Origin of the sequence: Streptococcus infantis (genome assembly GCF_047465035.1) — a bacterium.
Taxonomy (GTDB): Bacteria; Bacillota; Bacilli; order Lactobacillales; family Streptococcaceae; genus Streptococcus; species Streptococcus infantis_T.
Window position 1 is genome coordinate 43,071 of record NZ_JASHAQ010000008.1, and the last position, 14,333, is coordinate 57,403.

Below are 14,333 nucleotides of genomic sequence, written 5' to 3' on the forward strand. Positions count from 1 at the left end.
TGATTTTAAAGACTTTTTGCCCAGCCTCTTTTCTTAATGTTTGACAAACGCGCCAACCTCAAGTATAGCAGATTGAACTTAGAATAGTACACTATAGTCAATTGAAACAAGAATAAGACAACAGAGCCTCGAAAAAAGTATTGCAACTTGGCAATACCTTTTTGAGATGCTTTTTAATATGAGCCCATTTCTTCTCAATAGGATTGTACTCAGGTGAGTAGGGAGGAAGTGGTAAAAGTTTATGCCCAAATTCTTCACATAAGAGCTCTAGCTTACCCATTCTATGGAATCTTGCATTATCCATAATAATAACTGATGGTGTGTTTAATGTTGGTAAGAGAAACTTCTGAAACCAAGCTTCAAAAAAGTCGCTCGTCATCGTCTCTTCGTAAGTCATTGGAGCGATTAACTCACCATTTGTTAGCCCAGCAACCAGTGAGATCCTCTGATATCTTCTTCCAGATATTTTACCTCTTATTAACTGACCTTTTAATGAGCGACCATATTCTCGATAAAAATAAGTATCGAATCCTGTTTCATCAATATAAACAGGTGCTAAGTGCTTTAAACTATTAAATTTTTTAAGAAATAAAGCTACTTTTTCTGGGTCTTGTTCATAGTAGGTGTGATTCTTTTTTTTCGAGTGTACCCCATAGCTTTGAGAGTATAGTGGATAGTAGTTGGATGACAGCCAAATTCAGAAGCTATTTCAGTCAAATAAGCGTCCGGATTGTCAGTAAGATAGTTTTTGAGTCTATCTCTATCAACTTTTCTTGGTTTTGTTCCTTTTACTTGATGGTTTAACTCTCCTGTTTTCTCTTTTAGCTTTAACCAGCAATAAATGGTATTACGTGAGATTTGGAAAACGTGTGATGCTTCTGTTATACTACCTGTTCGCTCACAATAAGCGAGAACTTTTTTACGAAAATCTATTGAATATGCCATAAGAAGATTATACCACATTATGTACTGTTTTTGGTTCAATTGGCTATACAAATTCTAAAACATTTTTAGAAATTGATTTGACTTTCCTAATCTCTTTGTTCATATCTTATTTCAATCAACTATATAAGTTTGGGAATAGACATTTCTGGTCGGAAGGTTATTATGTACTTAATGAAGCCACAATTAAGAAATATATTCAAGATTAAAGCAATTATACAGTGGATGATTTCTTCACGAGTATGAAAATTTGAGAACGAGTAAAGATGATATAGCACTAGATAAATTAAGTGTAAAAGAATATGAGGATCCCTTTAGGGAAAGTGGTAAGTAATACTCAAGCGTCTTTAAGAGGCAAGTGACGAGTCAAGAATGAAGCCAGCGTCTTTAGGCGCTGGCTGGTAATCTGGGCTTATAGCTCTGGGACAAACCACCCGTTTAACGGATGATCATGATTTTTTGATTTTTTTCAACTTTTATTATACAATAAAACCAAATAAAAAGAAAGCGGTAACAATATGCTTAAGGCGAAAATTTTTTATGTATTTTTATTTTTGATCGTTGTCGAAACTACAGGCTTGTTGTTGTTGAAAAGAGGTCTCGAAATGGGTTATTTAGACACAGAAGCTATTATCCTCGCAGTTTTTTCATTTGCTTTTTACAACCTATGTTCATTCGGTTGGGTCTACTTTACAATAAAAAACAATAAAAATAAATAGACGTATTTTTAGTCAGAACCTCTCAAAAAACGCATTTTCTTGCACCTGATCCGTAAATGTGTTATACGGATTCTGCGAAAAAGTGATAGTTTTCTAAGCCATGAGCAATGGAAAAGCACCAGCAGTGCGAATGCTGAGGCTTTTTTTGCGTGGTTGCGAATCACGTCCGGACCAGTGGCACTTAATCATCGCCTTTCTTATCAGCCAGACAGAAGAAACTCAAATAGTTGGATCTGATGATTATGGATATGTGAAAATTCCTAAATTATGGGTTCATTTCAAAGAAATTGAAGGTGGAGATGACATTCAGTACTGTGATGGGACGGATGTCAATATTGTAACTCTCAATACATTTAAACTTGAGCAGTTTGGTATTAGTGAAAGCGAATATGCAGCGCTAGAAACTGTTCAAATTTCAACTAGCATTTATGAATCTAAACAGAAAAGTCAAGACTTTTCCAAGGTATGGGGGTCAAAATCAACTATCGGAGGCTATGAGGCATACGTAGTAAACTGTATTGCGAAGAATGGTAAATATCTAATTATCTGGGTATTTAAATCCGATGATGGCAAGTTTAGATACGTTTCTCTCGAAGGTGTTCCAGAGGTATTAAAAAATCTCCTTCCAATGGTTGAAGAAAGTTGGACCAATAAAAAGAGTTAACATCGTGAAAACAGGAGTCATTCCTGTTTTTTTATTATACTTATTAGGAAATTATAAAAAATATGTTTGAAATCATCAAATGTTTAATTCGTAAACAAAAAAAATAAAAATCAAACAAAATACAACAAAAAAACATTGACAACGGTTTCATATAGTGTTATACTTATACCATAAAAGTTAAATATGAAGGGAGAAGGTCATGGGATTAGATCATTTCTTTGACAAAGACCTAGTCTTTTGCTTAGAAGCAGATAATCAAGAGCAACTTTTCGATCAAGTTGCAACCATATTGGAAGAAAAGAAAGTTGTTACAGAGACCTATCGTTCGGCCTTGATTGAACGTGAAAAATCGTTCCCAACTGGTTTGGATATGGAGTTTTTAGGGAAGGATTTGCCTAACGTAGCGATTCCTCACACTGATACAATTCATAATCTAACTGAAAATGTTGTCGTGGTTCGTCTGGAAAAACCAGTAACGTTCCACAATATGATCGCTCCTGATAAGGAAGTAGAAGTATCATTACTCTTCTTTATCATCAACAATTCAAGCTCAAGTCAAACAAATATTCTTGCGCAGTTGATGGACTTCTTTACAGGCAATGGTCATCTTGAAGCGCTCTCTAAGATTACGGAACCTGAAGCTTTGTTCCAATATATCTCAGAAGCGACTGCTTAATTTGTTAATAATTTTTATATAAAAACGGAGGAAATCCAAATGATTAAAATTCTTGCTGCTTGTGGTGCAGGTGTTAACTCAAGCCACCAAATTAAAAGTGCTCTTGAAGAAGAACTTTCTAACCGTGGGTACGATGTTCAATGTGATGCTGTTATGGTAAAAGATGTCAATGAAGACTTGATTAAAGGTTATGATATCTTCACACCAATCGCTGCTACTGATTTAGGTTTTGAACCAGGTATCCCAGTTGTTGAAGCAGGACCAATCTTGTTCCGTATTCCAGCTATGAGCGCTCCAGTTTATGACAATATTGAAGCAGCTATCAAAGAACATGGTCTAAGCTAATTATTAATTTGTAAATATTCCATAAAAATAAAGGGAGGAAAATTATGGATTTCATTATTGACTTGGCCAATAAAGTATTCAAGCCAATCTTGGATATGGGTGGCCCAATTATCATGCTGATCATTTTGACAGTATTGGCTTTACTATTTGGAGTGAAATTCTCCAAAGCACTTGAAGGTGGTATCAAACTTGCCATCGCACTTACTGGTATCGGTGCTATCATCGGAATGCTTAACGGAGCTTTCTCAGCTTCTCTTGCAAAATTCGTTGAAAATACTGGTATTCAATTGAACATCACCGACGTTGGTTGGGCACCACTTGCTACAATCACTTGGGGTTCAGCTTGGACACTTTACTTCTTGCTTGTGATGTTGATCGTCAACATTGTAATGCTTGCAATGAAGAAAACTGATACACTTGACGTCGATATCTTTGATATCTGGCACTTGTCTATCACAGGTCTTTTGATTAAATGGTACGCTGACAACAATGGAGTTAGCCAAGGAGTTTCACTCTTCATCGCGACTGCAGCAGTTGTCCTTGTAGGGGTTCTTAAAATCATCAACTCTGACTTGATGAAACCAACATTTGATGACCTTCTTAACGCACCAAGTTCATCACCAATGACTTCAACTCACATGAACTACATGATGAACCCAGTTATCATGGTTTTGGATAAGATTTTTGATAAACTCTTCCCAGGTCTTGATAAATACGACTTTGACGCTGCTAAATTGAACAAACGAATCGGTTTCTGGGGATCTAAATTCTTCATCGGTTTCATCCTTGGTATCGTTATCGGTTTGATGGGAACTCCACATCCAGTTCCTGGTGTTGAAGGTGCTGAAAAATGGGAACTTGTTATTAAAGGTTGGTTGTCACTTGGTTTGACTGCCGGTGTCTGCTTGGAGCTCTTCTCATTGATCGGTTCATGGTTCATCGCAGCCGTAGAACCACTTTCACAAGGTATTACAAACGTTGCTACTAAACGTCTTCAAGGACGTAAATTCAACATCGGTCTTGACTGGCCATTTATCGCTGGTCGTGCTGAAATCTGGGCTTGTGCCAACGTACTTGCACCAATCATGTTGGTTGAAGCTGTGCTTCTTTCAAATGTCGGAAATGGTATCTTGCCACTTGCTGGTATCATCGCAATGGGTGTAACTCCAGCTCTCTTGGTAGTTACTCGTGGTAAATTGCTCCGTATGATTATCTTCGGAACACTCTTGTTGCCACTCTTCCTTCTTTCAGGTACACTTATCGCACCATTTGCAACAGAACTTGCTAAAGGTGTAGGTGCCTTCCCAGAAGGTGTAAGCCAAACTCAATTGATTACTCACTCAACTCTTGAAGGACCAATCGAAAAACTATTTGGTTGGGCAATTGGTAATGCTACAACTGGTGATATCAAAGCTATCCTTGGCGCATTAGTATTCCTAGTATTCTACGTTGGTATCTTTGCATGGTACAGAAAACAAATGATCAAACGTAATGAAGAATACGCAGCAAACGCAAAATAATTCGCTCCTAAAAATGTAAATTGTAAAAACTAGGTTGTCAGTTTCCAAATCTGGAGTCGACAGCCTAGTTTTTTTAGGTCTTAAATAAATGGAGGTAATTCTAATGATTGAATTAAAAACAGAACAGCTATGTGTACAGTTTCAAACTTTTGGTGGTGCACTTTCTTCAATAAAAGACAAAGATGGAATGGAGTATTTGTGGCAGGGAAATCCAACTTATTGGAGTGGACAAGCACCTGTTTTATTTCCAATTTGTGGATCCGTTAGAAATGATAGTGTCTTGTATGATCGAGAAGATGGTAGTCAAGTAAAAGGTAAAATTCCACGTCATGGATTGGTTCGAAAAAAAGAATTTGAATTAGTAGAACAAACAGAGAACTCTGTCACCTTTGCTATCGAAGATGACCAAGAAATGTATGAGAACTATCCCTATCATTTTCGTCTAGAAATAACTTATACTGTTACGGGAAAGACTATTCGAACACAGTATCAAGTTACCAATAAGGAAACAGATAAGAAAATGCCTTACTTTATTGGTGGACATCCTGGCTTTAACTGTCCTTTATTTGATGATGAAGCTTATGAAGACTACTATCTTGAATTTGAAAAGTCAGAAACTTGTACAGTTCCTAAACCATTCCCAGAAACAGGGATGTTAGATTTTCAAGATAGAAGTAGCTGGTTAAAAGACCAAAAAGAATTGGATCTAAACTATGATTTCTTTAGCTATGATGCTGTGACTTTAGATGAGTTAGCCTCTCGCTCTGTTTCCTTACGGTCACGTAAGCATGATAAGGGGTTGAAACTAAACTTTAAGGAGTTTCCAAACCTCATTGTTTGGTCAACGCTCAATAAAGGTCCCTTCCTTGCTCTGGAACCTTGGTCAGGTTTGTCAACATCACTTGAAGAGGGCAATCATCTAGAGGATAAGAAAAATGTTCGAATCTTAAATCCAGGTCAAAGTGATCAAATTGGTTTTGATATAGAAATTTTATAAAAATAAACAAAAACAAACACAAACTGTTGACTTTTTTAAACAATAGTAGTATATTATGTTTAGAAAGAACAATTTGTGTTTATTTTAACAAGTTATTCTTCAAATTTCTCCCAGGAGAAGTTTTTAAGAGTGATTAGATGAATCATTCTTAAACTAAAATAGTCAACAAAAACTACTAGTAACTACTTGGTGAAGGAGATTTTCTAATCCAGATCCAAAATATTTTTACTGGTCTATTATAAAAAAGGAGTATACAATATGTCTATTGTTATTGGTGCAGATGCTGCAGGTTTGAGATTGAAAGAAGTCGTTAAAGATTTCTTGGAAAAAGAAAACTTCCACGTTGTGGATGTTACGGCTGAAGGTCAAGACTTCGTTGATGTAACTCTCGCAGTTGCTGAAGAAGTTAAAAAAGAAGAACAGAACCTTGGTATTGTCATTGATGCTTATGGTGCAGGTCCATTTATGGTTGCAACTAAAATCAAAGGAATGGTTGCTGCAGAAGTATCTGACGAACGTTCAGCCTATATGACTCGTGGTCACAACAACTCACGTATGATTACTATGGGTGCTCAACTTGTTGGTGACGAATTGGCTAAGAACATCGCTAAAGGCTTTGTAAATGGTAAGTACGACGGCGGTCGTCACCAGATTCGTGTCGACATGTTGAACAAAATGTGCTAATTTTTATAACGAAAGAAAGGTAAGATAAAAATGAGAATTGCAATTGGATGTGACCACATCGTAACAAATGAAAAAATGGCGGTTTCAGAATTTTTGAAATCAAAAGGACATGAAGTCATCGACTTTGGTACTTATGACCACGCTCGTACACACTACCCAATCTTTGGTAAAAAAGTTGGTGAAGCAGTAGTTAGTGGCCAAGCTGATCTTGGTGTATGTATCTGTGGTACTGGTGTAGGTATCAATAACGCTGTTAACAAGGTTCCAGGTGTTCGTTCTGCCTTGGTTCGTGATATGACAACAGCTCTTTATGCAAAAGAACAATTGAATGCCAACGTTATCGGATTTGGTGGTAAAATCACTGGTGAATTGCTTATGTGCGATATCATTGAAGCTTTCATCAACGCTGAATACAAACCATCTGAAGAAAACAAAAAATTGATCGCTAAAATCCAACACGTTGAAACTCATAACGACTATCAAACGGATGCCAACTTCTTTACAGAATTCCTTGAAAAATGGGATCGCGGTGAATACCACGACTAAGAGGTGACCTATGATTTTAACAGTCACAATGAACCCATCCATTGATATTTCCTATCCTTTGGATGAATTAAAAATTGACACTGTCAACCGTGTTGTTGATGTTACTAAAACGGCCGGTGGTAAAGGTCTTAACGTTACTCGTGTCCTATCAGAATTTGGTGACTCCGTAGTCGCAACTGGGCTTGTCGGTGGTAAACTAGGTGATTTTCTAGTAGAAAATATTGATGATAAAGTAAGCAAACGTTTCTTCTCTATTCAAGGTGAAACCCGTAACTGTATCGCAATTCTACATGGAGAAAACCAAACAGAAATCCTAGAAAAAGGTCCTGAAGTTCAAGAAAAAGAAGGTCAAGATTTCTTGGCTCATTTCAAAGAACTTTTAGAGACTGTAGAGGTAGTAGCCATTTCAGGTAGTCTACCAGCAGGACTTCCTGTGGATTATTATGCTAATCTGGTTGAACTTGCTAACCTAGCTGGTAAACCTGTTGTCTTGGACTGTTCAGGCGCTGCACTTCAGGCAGTTCTTGAGTCTCCACATAAACCATCAGTCATCAAGCCAAATAATGAAGAATTATCTCAACTTTTAGGAAGAGAAATTTCTAAAGATTTGGATGAGATAAAAGCTGTTCTTCAAGAACCACTATTTGATGGAATCGAGTGGATTATCGTTTCCTTAGGTGCTAACGGAGCATTCGCTAAACACGGTAACACTTTCTACAAAGTAGATATTCCAAGAATTCAAGTAGTAAATCCAGTAGGTTCTGGCGATTCTACAGTGGCAGGTATTGCTTCAGGTCTTTTCCATAAAGAAACGGATCAAGAACTGTTGATAAAGGCAAATGTCCTTGGTATGCTTAATGCTCAAGAAAAAATGACCGGTCATGTCAATATGGCCAACTATCAAGGTCTCTATGACCAATTAATTGTAAAAGAGGTATAAAATGGTTTTAACAGAAAATAAACGCGCTTGTATGCAAAAACTCTCTGATGAGAATGGTATCATCTCAGCTCTCGCCTTTGACCAACGTGGTGCATTGAAACGCCTCATGGCTCAATACCAAACAGAAGAGCCAACAGTGGCTCAAATGGAAGAATTAAAAGTATTAGTGGCAGATGAATTGACTAAATATGCTTCATCAATGCTTCTTGACCCTGAGTATGGACTTCCAGCTACAAAAGCTCTTGATCCAAATGCAGGTCTTCTCCTTGCTTATGAAAAAACAGGATACGATACAACAAGTACAAAACGCTTGCCAGACTGCTTGGATGTTTGGTCTGCAAAACGTATCAAAGAACAAGGTGCAGATGCTGTTAAGTTCTTGCTTTACTATGACGTAGATAGCTCTGACGAACTCAACCAAGAAAAACAAGCCTACATCGAACGTATTGGTTCTGAGTGTGTGGCTGAAGATATTCCATTCTTCCTTGAAATCTTGGCTTACGATGAAAAGATTGCTGATGCTGGTTCTGCAGAATACGCTAAAGTAAAACCACGTAAGGTTATCGGTGCTATGAAAGTCTTCTCCGATCCACGTTTCAACATCGATGTCTTAAAAGTGGAAGTTCCAGTTAACGTAAAATACGTTGAAGGATTTGGCGATGGCGAAATCGTTCATACACGTGAAGAAGCAGCAGCCTTCTTTAAAGCTCAAGACGAAGCTACTAACTTGCCATACATCTACTTGAGTGCTGGTGTATCAGCTAAGCTCTTCCAAGAAACTCTTGTATTTGCCCACGAATCAGGCGCAAACTTTAATGGTGTTCTTTGTGGACGTGCAACATGGGCTGGATCAGTTGAAGCTTACATCAAAGATGGAGAAGCAGCAGCTCGCGAATGGCTTCGTACAACTGGTTTTGAAAACATCGATGAACTTAACAAGGTTCTTAAAACAACTGCAACTTCATGGACCGAACGTGTCTAAATTTCCCCCCCCTTTTATGTCCTAAAACCTAGCTAAAAAACTTTTAAAAAAAGTTGTATGTAAAGGTTTACAAAATAAAAATCTTGTGCTATACTTAAGTCACAAGTTAATACAAAGTGAGTGTTACTAAGTAATATTAGGCATGATCACAGATGACTCAGAGGTATATTTTCTGAATTCATTTGTGGTCATTTTTTATGCTCACAAAACTTAAATAATAGGGCAAGGAGGTTGCCATGTATCGGATATTAAATCCAATGAATAACAATGTTTCTCTCGTGCGGAATAGCAAAGGAGAGGAGTTGATCGTAATTGGTAAGGGTATTTCATTCGGTAAGAAGAAGGGAGATTTGATTTCTGAGGATCAGGTTGAAAAAGTTTTTCGGATGAAAACAGAAGAGTCGCGAGAAAATTTTATGGCTCTTCTCAAGGATGTACCGCTTGATTTTATTACGGTCACTTATGAGATTATTGATAATCTTTCTAAAAAATATCAATATCCTGTCCAAGAGTATCTATACGTCACTCTGACAGACCATATCTATTGTTCTTATCAGGCTATTAGCCAAGGACGCTATAAGGATAGTAACTTGCCTGACATTTCAGCCAAATATCCTATCGCGTTTCAAATTGCACAAGAAGCTTTTGAAATTTATCGTCAAAAACTGACAGAAAATTTTCCTGAAGACGAAATCATTCGTATCGCTTATCATTTCATAAATGCCGAAGGTGAGAATGAAGTCGAAGTTGTTGAGTCAATTGATAAGAGAAAGGAAATTTTAAAGAGAATCGAAAGCGTTTTGAAGAGTTATAAAATCCAGCGAACACCTGAAAATAATAATTTCTACGACCGCTTTATGATTCATCTAAATTATTTTTTGGATTATCTGGATCGTAGTCGCGATGATAATCAATCCTTGCTCGATATGGAAGAACATATAAAGAATACTTATCCAGAAGCATTTGAAATTGGTAGCAAAATTTATGAAGTCATTGCTCAGGAAACTGGTCTTGACCTTTACAAGAGTGAACGAGTTTATCTTGTTCTACACATTCAACGTTTATTGTCATAACATCTATAAAAAAATATAAGGAGTATTCTATCATGAATAGAGAAGAAGTAACATTGTTAGGTTTTGAAATCGTAGCCTATGCTGGTGATGCTCGTTCAAAATTATTGGAAGCTTTGAAGGCTGCTGAAGCTGGTGATTTCGCGAAAGCGGATAGCCTAGTTGAGGAAGCTGGTAGCTGTATCGCTGAAGCACACCACGCGCAAACTAGTCTTTTAACCAAGGAAGCTGCTGGTGACGATTTGGCTTATAGCGTGACCATGATGCATGGTCAAGATCACCTGATGACAACAATCTTGCTAAAAGATTTGATGCACCATTTAATCGAACTTTATAAAAGAGGAGCTAAATAATGAATAAGTTAATTGCCTATATCGAGAAAGGGAAGCCTTTCTTTGAAAAACTATCTCGAAATATCTATCTTCGTGCTATTCGGGATGGATTTATCGCAGGAATGCCAGTCATTCTATTCTCAAGTATTTTTATCTTGATTGCTTTTGTTCCAAACTCTTGGGGCTTTAAATGGTCTGATGAAGTAGTAGCACTTTTGATGAAACCTTACAGCTACTCTATGGGAATTCTAGCAGTCTTGCTAGCTGGTACGACTGCTAAATCATTAACAGACTCTGTTAACCGTAGCATGGAAAAAACCAACCAAATCAACTATATGTCAACGCTATTGGCGGCTATTGTTGGATTATTGATGTTGGCAGCTGATCCAATTGAAGGTGGCTTTGCAACTGGTTTCCTTGGTACAAAAGGGTTGCTTTCAGCCTTCCTGGCAGCTTTTGTAACTGTAGCTATCTATAAGGTTTGTGTGAAGAACAACGTTACTATTCGCATGCCTGACGAAGTTCCACCGAATATCTCACAAGTCTTTAAAGACGTTATTCCGTTTACGCTTTCAGTTGTTTCTCTTTATGCTCTTGACTTGCTCGCTCGTCAATTTGTTGGTGCAAGCGTTGCAGAATCAATTGGTAAATTCTTTGCCCCATTATTCTCAGCAGCAGACGGTTATCTTGGTATTACCATTATCTTTGGTGCTTTTGCCTTCTTCTGGTTTGTCGGTATTCACGGCCCATCTATCGTTGAACCTGCCATTGCAGCGATCACTTATGCAAATGCCGAAGTCAACTTGAACCTTCTTCAACAAGGTATGCACGCTGATAAGATCCTTACATCTGGTACACAAATGTTTATCGTCACTATGGGTGGTACAGGAGCAACTCTTGTAGTTCCATTCATGTTTATGTGGTTGTGTAAGTCTAAGCGTAACCGTGCCATCGGACGCGCTTCAGTAGTTCCTACATTCTTCGGTGTAAACGAACCAATCCTGTTTGGTGCACCACTTGTTTTGAACCCAATCTTCTTTATTCCATTTATCTTTGCTCCAATTGCAAACGTTTGGATTTTCAAATTCTTTATCGAAACTCTCGGCATGAACTCATTTACTGCCAACCTTCCATGGGTTACTCCTGGACCTTTGGGGATTGTCCTTGGTACAAACTTCCAGTTCTTGTCATTTGCTCTTGCAGCATTGTTAATCGTAGTAGATATTGTTATCTACTATCCATTCCTCAAGGTTTATGACGAACAAATTCTTGAAGAAGAACGTTCAGGCAAAGCTAATGATGAATTAAAAGAAAAAGTTGCAGCAAACTTCAACACTGCTAAAGCTGATGCTATCCTTGAAAAAGCTGGAGTAGAATCAGCACAAAATACAATCACTGAAGAAACCAACGTACTCGTTCTCTGTGCAGGTGGAGGAACAAGTGGTCTTCTTGCCAACGCCTTGAACAAAGCAGCAGCAGAATACAATGTTCCTGTTAAGGCAGCCGCTGGTGGCTATGGAGCTCACCGTGAGATGTTGCCAGAATTTGACCTTGTTATCCTTGCTCCTCAAGTAGCATCAAACTATGAGGACATGAAGGCTGAAACAGATAAACTTGGAATCAAATTGGCTAAGACTGAAGGAGCTCAATACATCAAGTTGACTCGTGATGGTAAAGGTGCTCTAGCCTTTGTTCAAGCGCAATTCGATTGATGATAGGGACTGTAAAACAGTCTCCTATCATCACGGAAATCGCTATGGCGAATTTCCTAATCGCCTTGTTAATTCGTCGGTAAAAAGATATCGTTTTTACCTCCTCATGTCACAATTCGGTGACTTGGTACAAGAAGTGAGATGGAGAAGGATGGCTCACTGACTCCTCTCCTCTCACTTTTAGTTTATTTAAATCAAGAAATAGGTGAAAAAATGACAAAAACACTTCCAAAAGACTTTATTTTCGGTGGCGCAACAGCTGCCTATCAAGCAGAAGGTGCTACACATACTGATGGAAAAGGACCAGTTGCGTGGGATAAATATCTTGAAGATAATTACTGGTACACTGCCGAACCAGCCAGTGATTTTTACAATCGATACCCAGTTGACCTTAAGCTAGCAGAAGAGTATGGTGTCAATGGAATTCGAATTTCAATTGCTTGGTCACGTATTTTTCCAACTGGTTATGGTGAAGTAAATCCAAAAGGGGTAGAATTCTATCATAACTTATTTGCAGAATGTCATAAACGTCATGTAGAACCGTTCGTTACACTTCACCACTTCGATACACCGGAAGCACTTCATTCAAATGGAGACTTCTTAAATCGTGAAAATATCGAACACTTTGTGGACTATGCTGCATTCTGTTTTGAAGAGTTTCCTGAAGTGAACTACTGGACTACTTTCAATGAAATCGGCCCAATCGGTGATGGTCAATATTTGGTCGGCAAGTTTCCTCCAGGTATTCAGTATGATTTGGCTAAAGTATTCCAATCTCACCACAATATGATGGTGTCTCATGCTCGTGCTGTGAAATTGTATAAAGACAAAGGCTATAAAGGTGAAATCGGGGTTGTTCACGCCCTTCCAACTAAGTATCCATTGGATCCTAAAAATCCTGCAGACGTTCGTGCTGCTGAGTTGGAAGATATCATCCACAACAAATTTATCTTGGATGCTACATACCTTGGACACTATTCAGATGCAACAATGGAAGGTGTAAACCACTTCTTATCAGTAAATGGTGGTAGCTTGGATCTTCGTGACGAAGACTTTGCAGCACTTGAAGCATCTAAAGATTTGAACGACTTCCTTGGAATTAACTACTACATGAGTGACTGGATGGAAGCCTTTGATGGTGAAACTGAAATCATCCACAATGGTAAAGGAGAGAAAGGAAGCTCTAAATACCAAATCAAAGGTGTTGGTCGTCGTGTAGCTCCGGACTATGTGCCTCGCACTGACTGGGACTGGATTATCTACCCTCAAGGTTTGTATGATCAAATCATGCGTGTTAAGAAAGATTATCCAAACTACAAGAAGATCTACATCACTGAAAACGGACTTGGATACAAAGATGAATTTGTCGATAACACTGTTTACGATGATGGCCGTATTGATTATGTGAAACAACACTTGGAAGTTATTTCAGATGCCATTACTGATGGAGCAGTAGTCAAAGGATACTTCATCTGGTCACTCATGGACGTCTTCTCTTGGTCAAATGGTTATGAAAAACGCTATGGCCTCTTCTATGTGGACTTTGAAACGCAAGAACGCTATCCAAAGAAATCAGCTCACTGGTATAAAAAACTAGCTGAAACCCAAGTGATTGAATAGTACAACTAGTTATTAGGTATAGAATTTAAGCGAGGAAAGTTTATGCTCAAAGATTTTATCAAATCAATCTATGAAAAAGTTTATATTATTAACTTTGAACATTGCTCTCATGTACCATCCTTGACCAAGGAGCAACTTGCAAGTCTTGGAAAATGGTATGTCTCGACGGGTAAGGAGTGGATTTGTCATTCAGACTATGAATTTGAAGAATTTCAAAAGCTATTTTTAAATTTTGTCAACGCAGAAGATAAGGATAACATTTCCTTTGTTTCGGATTTTATGCCATTTCAACACTAAAATATTATAAAGAGGAATCTATCTCATACTAGGGGTTATTCCTCTTTTTTATCTACTTTTTACCAAAATTTTTAAAATTTTCTTGACAGATTTATGTGATAGGAGTAAACTATTAACTAGTTAAATAACTGGTTAAGTACATAAAAAGGTAACTCACTCGCTCAAATCTTGTTTGAAATATAGAAAATAGGAGGAGTTTTAAAAGTGAGTTATTTTTCTAAATAGATATTTAACCGGTTAAGGAAGTCCTTTAGGAAAAAGTGTAGTTCTTCTTTAACGAATAAATG

General features: G+C 37.7%; 15 protein-coding genes and 1 pseudogene. 15 read left to right on the forward strand and 1 reads right to left on the reverse strand.

Annotated features, from left to right (window positions below; translation table 11 throughout):
• Window positions 1–97: 97 nt before the first annotated feature.
• A protein-coding gene (locus tag QM406_RS05110) for an IS630 family transposase (protein ID WP_414273608.1) occupies window positions 98–945 on the reverse strand; the annotation gives its coding sequence in 2 pieces (ribosomal slippage) (window positions 98–627 and window positions 627–945; 849 coding nt in all).
• Between the two features lie 23 nt (window positions 946–968).
• Here QM406_RS05110 and QM406_RS05115 point away from each other — a divergent pair.
• The 15 genes and pseudogenes from QM406_RS05115 to QM406_RS05185 form a co-directional block, all read left to right on the forward strand.
• Window positions 969–1,276 (forward strand): annotated as a pseudogene (locus QM406_RS05115) (hypothetical protein); the annotation flags it as partial.
• A gap of 515 nt (window positions 1,277–1,791) precedes the next feature.
• Window positions 1,792–2,325, forward strand: a complete 534-nt coding sequence (locus QM406_RS05120; protein WP_414273609.1) for a hypothetical protein — start codon at window positions 1,792–1,794, stop codon at window positions 2,323–2,325.
• A gap of 199 nt (window positions 2,326–2,524) precedes the next feature.
• The gene (locus tag QM406_RS05125; RefSeq protein ID WP_371558994.1) at window positions 2,525–3,001 is read left to right on the forward strand and encodes a PTS sugar transporter subunit IIA; all 477 of its coding nucleotides are present in this window, start codon (window positions 2,525–2,527) and stop codon (window positions 2,999–3,001) included.
• A 39-nt stretch (window positions 3,002–3,040) separates the two neighbouring features.
• On the forward strand, window positions 3,041–3,346 hold the full coding sequence (locus QM406_RS05130) for a PTS sugar transporter subunit IIB (protein WP_000590576.1): 306 nt from the start codon (window positions 3,041–3,043) through the stop codon (window positions 3,344–3,346).
• A 44-nt stretch (window positions 3,347–3,390) separates the two neighbouring features.
• Window positions 3,391–4,866 (forward strand): PTS galactitol transporter subunit IIC, encoded by a 1,476-nt coding sequence (locus QM406_RS05135; protein ID WP_301560186.1) that lies wholly within the window; start codon window positions 3,391–3,393, stop codon window positions 4,864–4,866.
• Between the two features lie 103 nt (window positions 4,867–4,969).
• On the forward strand, window positions 4,970–5,863 hold the full coding sequence (locus tag QM406_RS05140; RefSeq protein ID WP_414273610.1) for an aldose 1-epimerase family protein: 894 nt from the start codon (window positions 4,970–4,972) through the stop codon (window positions 5,861–5,863).
• Window positions 5,864–6,121: 258 nt separating this feature from the next.
• Entirely contained in the window at window positions 6,122–6,547 is a 426-nt protein-coding gene (gene lacA, locus QM406_RS05145; RefSeq protein WP_000029280.1) for a galactose-6-phosphate isomerase subunit LacA, read from the forward strand.
• Window positions 6,548–6,577: 30 nt separating this feature from the next.
• Window positions 6,578–7,093, forward strand: a complete 516-nt coding sequence (gene lacB / locus QM406_RS05150) for a galactose-6-phosphate isomerase subunit LacB (RefSeq protein ID WP_414273611.1) — start codon at window positions 6,578–6,580, stop codon at window positions 7,091–7,093.
• Window positions 7,094–7,103: 10 nt separating this feature from the next.
• Window positions 7,104–8,033, forward strand: coding sequence for a tagatose-6-phosphate kinase (locus tag QM406_RS05155; RefSeq protein ID WP_414273612.1), 930 nt, complete (start codon window positions 7,104–7,106; stop codon window positions 8,031–8,033).
• Window position 8,034: 1 nt separating this feature from the next.
• The gene (lacD, locus tag QM406_RS05160) at window positions 8,035–9,015 is read left to right on the forward strand and encodes a tagatose-bisphosphate aldolase (protein WP_414273613.1); all 981 of its coding nucleotides are present in this window, start codon (window positions 8,035–8,037) and stop codon (window positions 9,013–9,015) included.
• A 236-nt stretch (window positions 9,016–9,251) separates the two neighbouring features.
• On the forward strand, window positions 9,252–10,088 hold the full coding sequence (locus QM406_RS05165; RefSeq protein ID WP_414273614.1) for a PRD domain-containing protein: 837 nt from the start codon (window positions 9,252–9,254) through the stop codon (window positions 10,086–10,088).
• A gap of 32 nt (window positions 10,089–10,120) precedes the next feature.
• On the forward strand, window positions 10,121–10,438 hold the full coding sequence (locus QM406_RS05170) for a PTS lactose/cellobiose transporter subunit IIA (RefSeq protein WP_045763395.1): 318 nt from the start codon (window positions 10,121–10,123) through the stop codon (window positions 10,436–10,438).
• Window positions 10,438–12,129, forward strand: a complete 1,692-nt coding sequence (locus QM406_RS05175) for a lactose-specific PTS transporter subunit EIIC (RefSeq protein WP_414273615.1) — start codon at window positions 10,438–10,440, stop codon at window positions 12,127–12,129. Before QM406_RS05170 ends, QM406_RS05175 begins: the two co-directional genes overlap by 1 nt.
• 213 nt (window positions 12,130–12,342) lie before the next feature.
• Window positions 12,343–13,749 carry a 6-phospho-beta-galactosidase gene (lacG, locus tag QM406_RS05180; RefSeq protein WP_414273616.1) on the forward strand — a complete coding sequence of 469 codons (1,407 nt, stop codon included), beginning with the start codon at window positions 12,343–12,345 and terminating at the stop codon, window positions 13,747–13,749.
• Between the two features lie 42 nt (window positions 13,750–13,791).
• On the forward strand, window positions 13,792–14,046 hold the full coding sequence (locus QM406_RS05185) for a DUF3884 family protein (protein WP_075231579.1): 255 nt from the start codon (window positions 13,792–13,794) through the stop codon (window positions 14,044–14,046).
• Window positions 14,047–14,333: the final 287 nt, after the last annotated feature.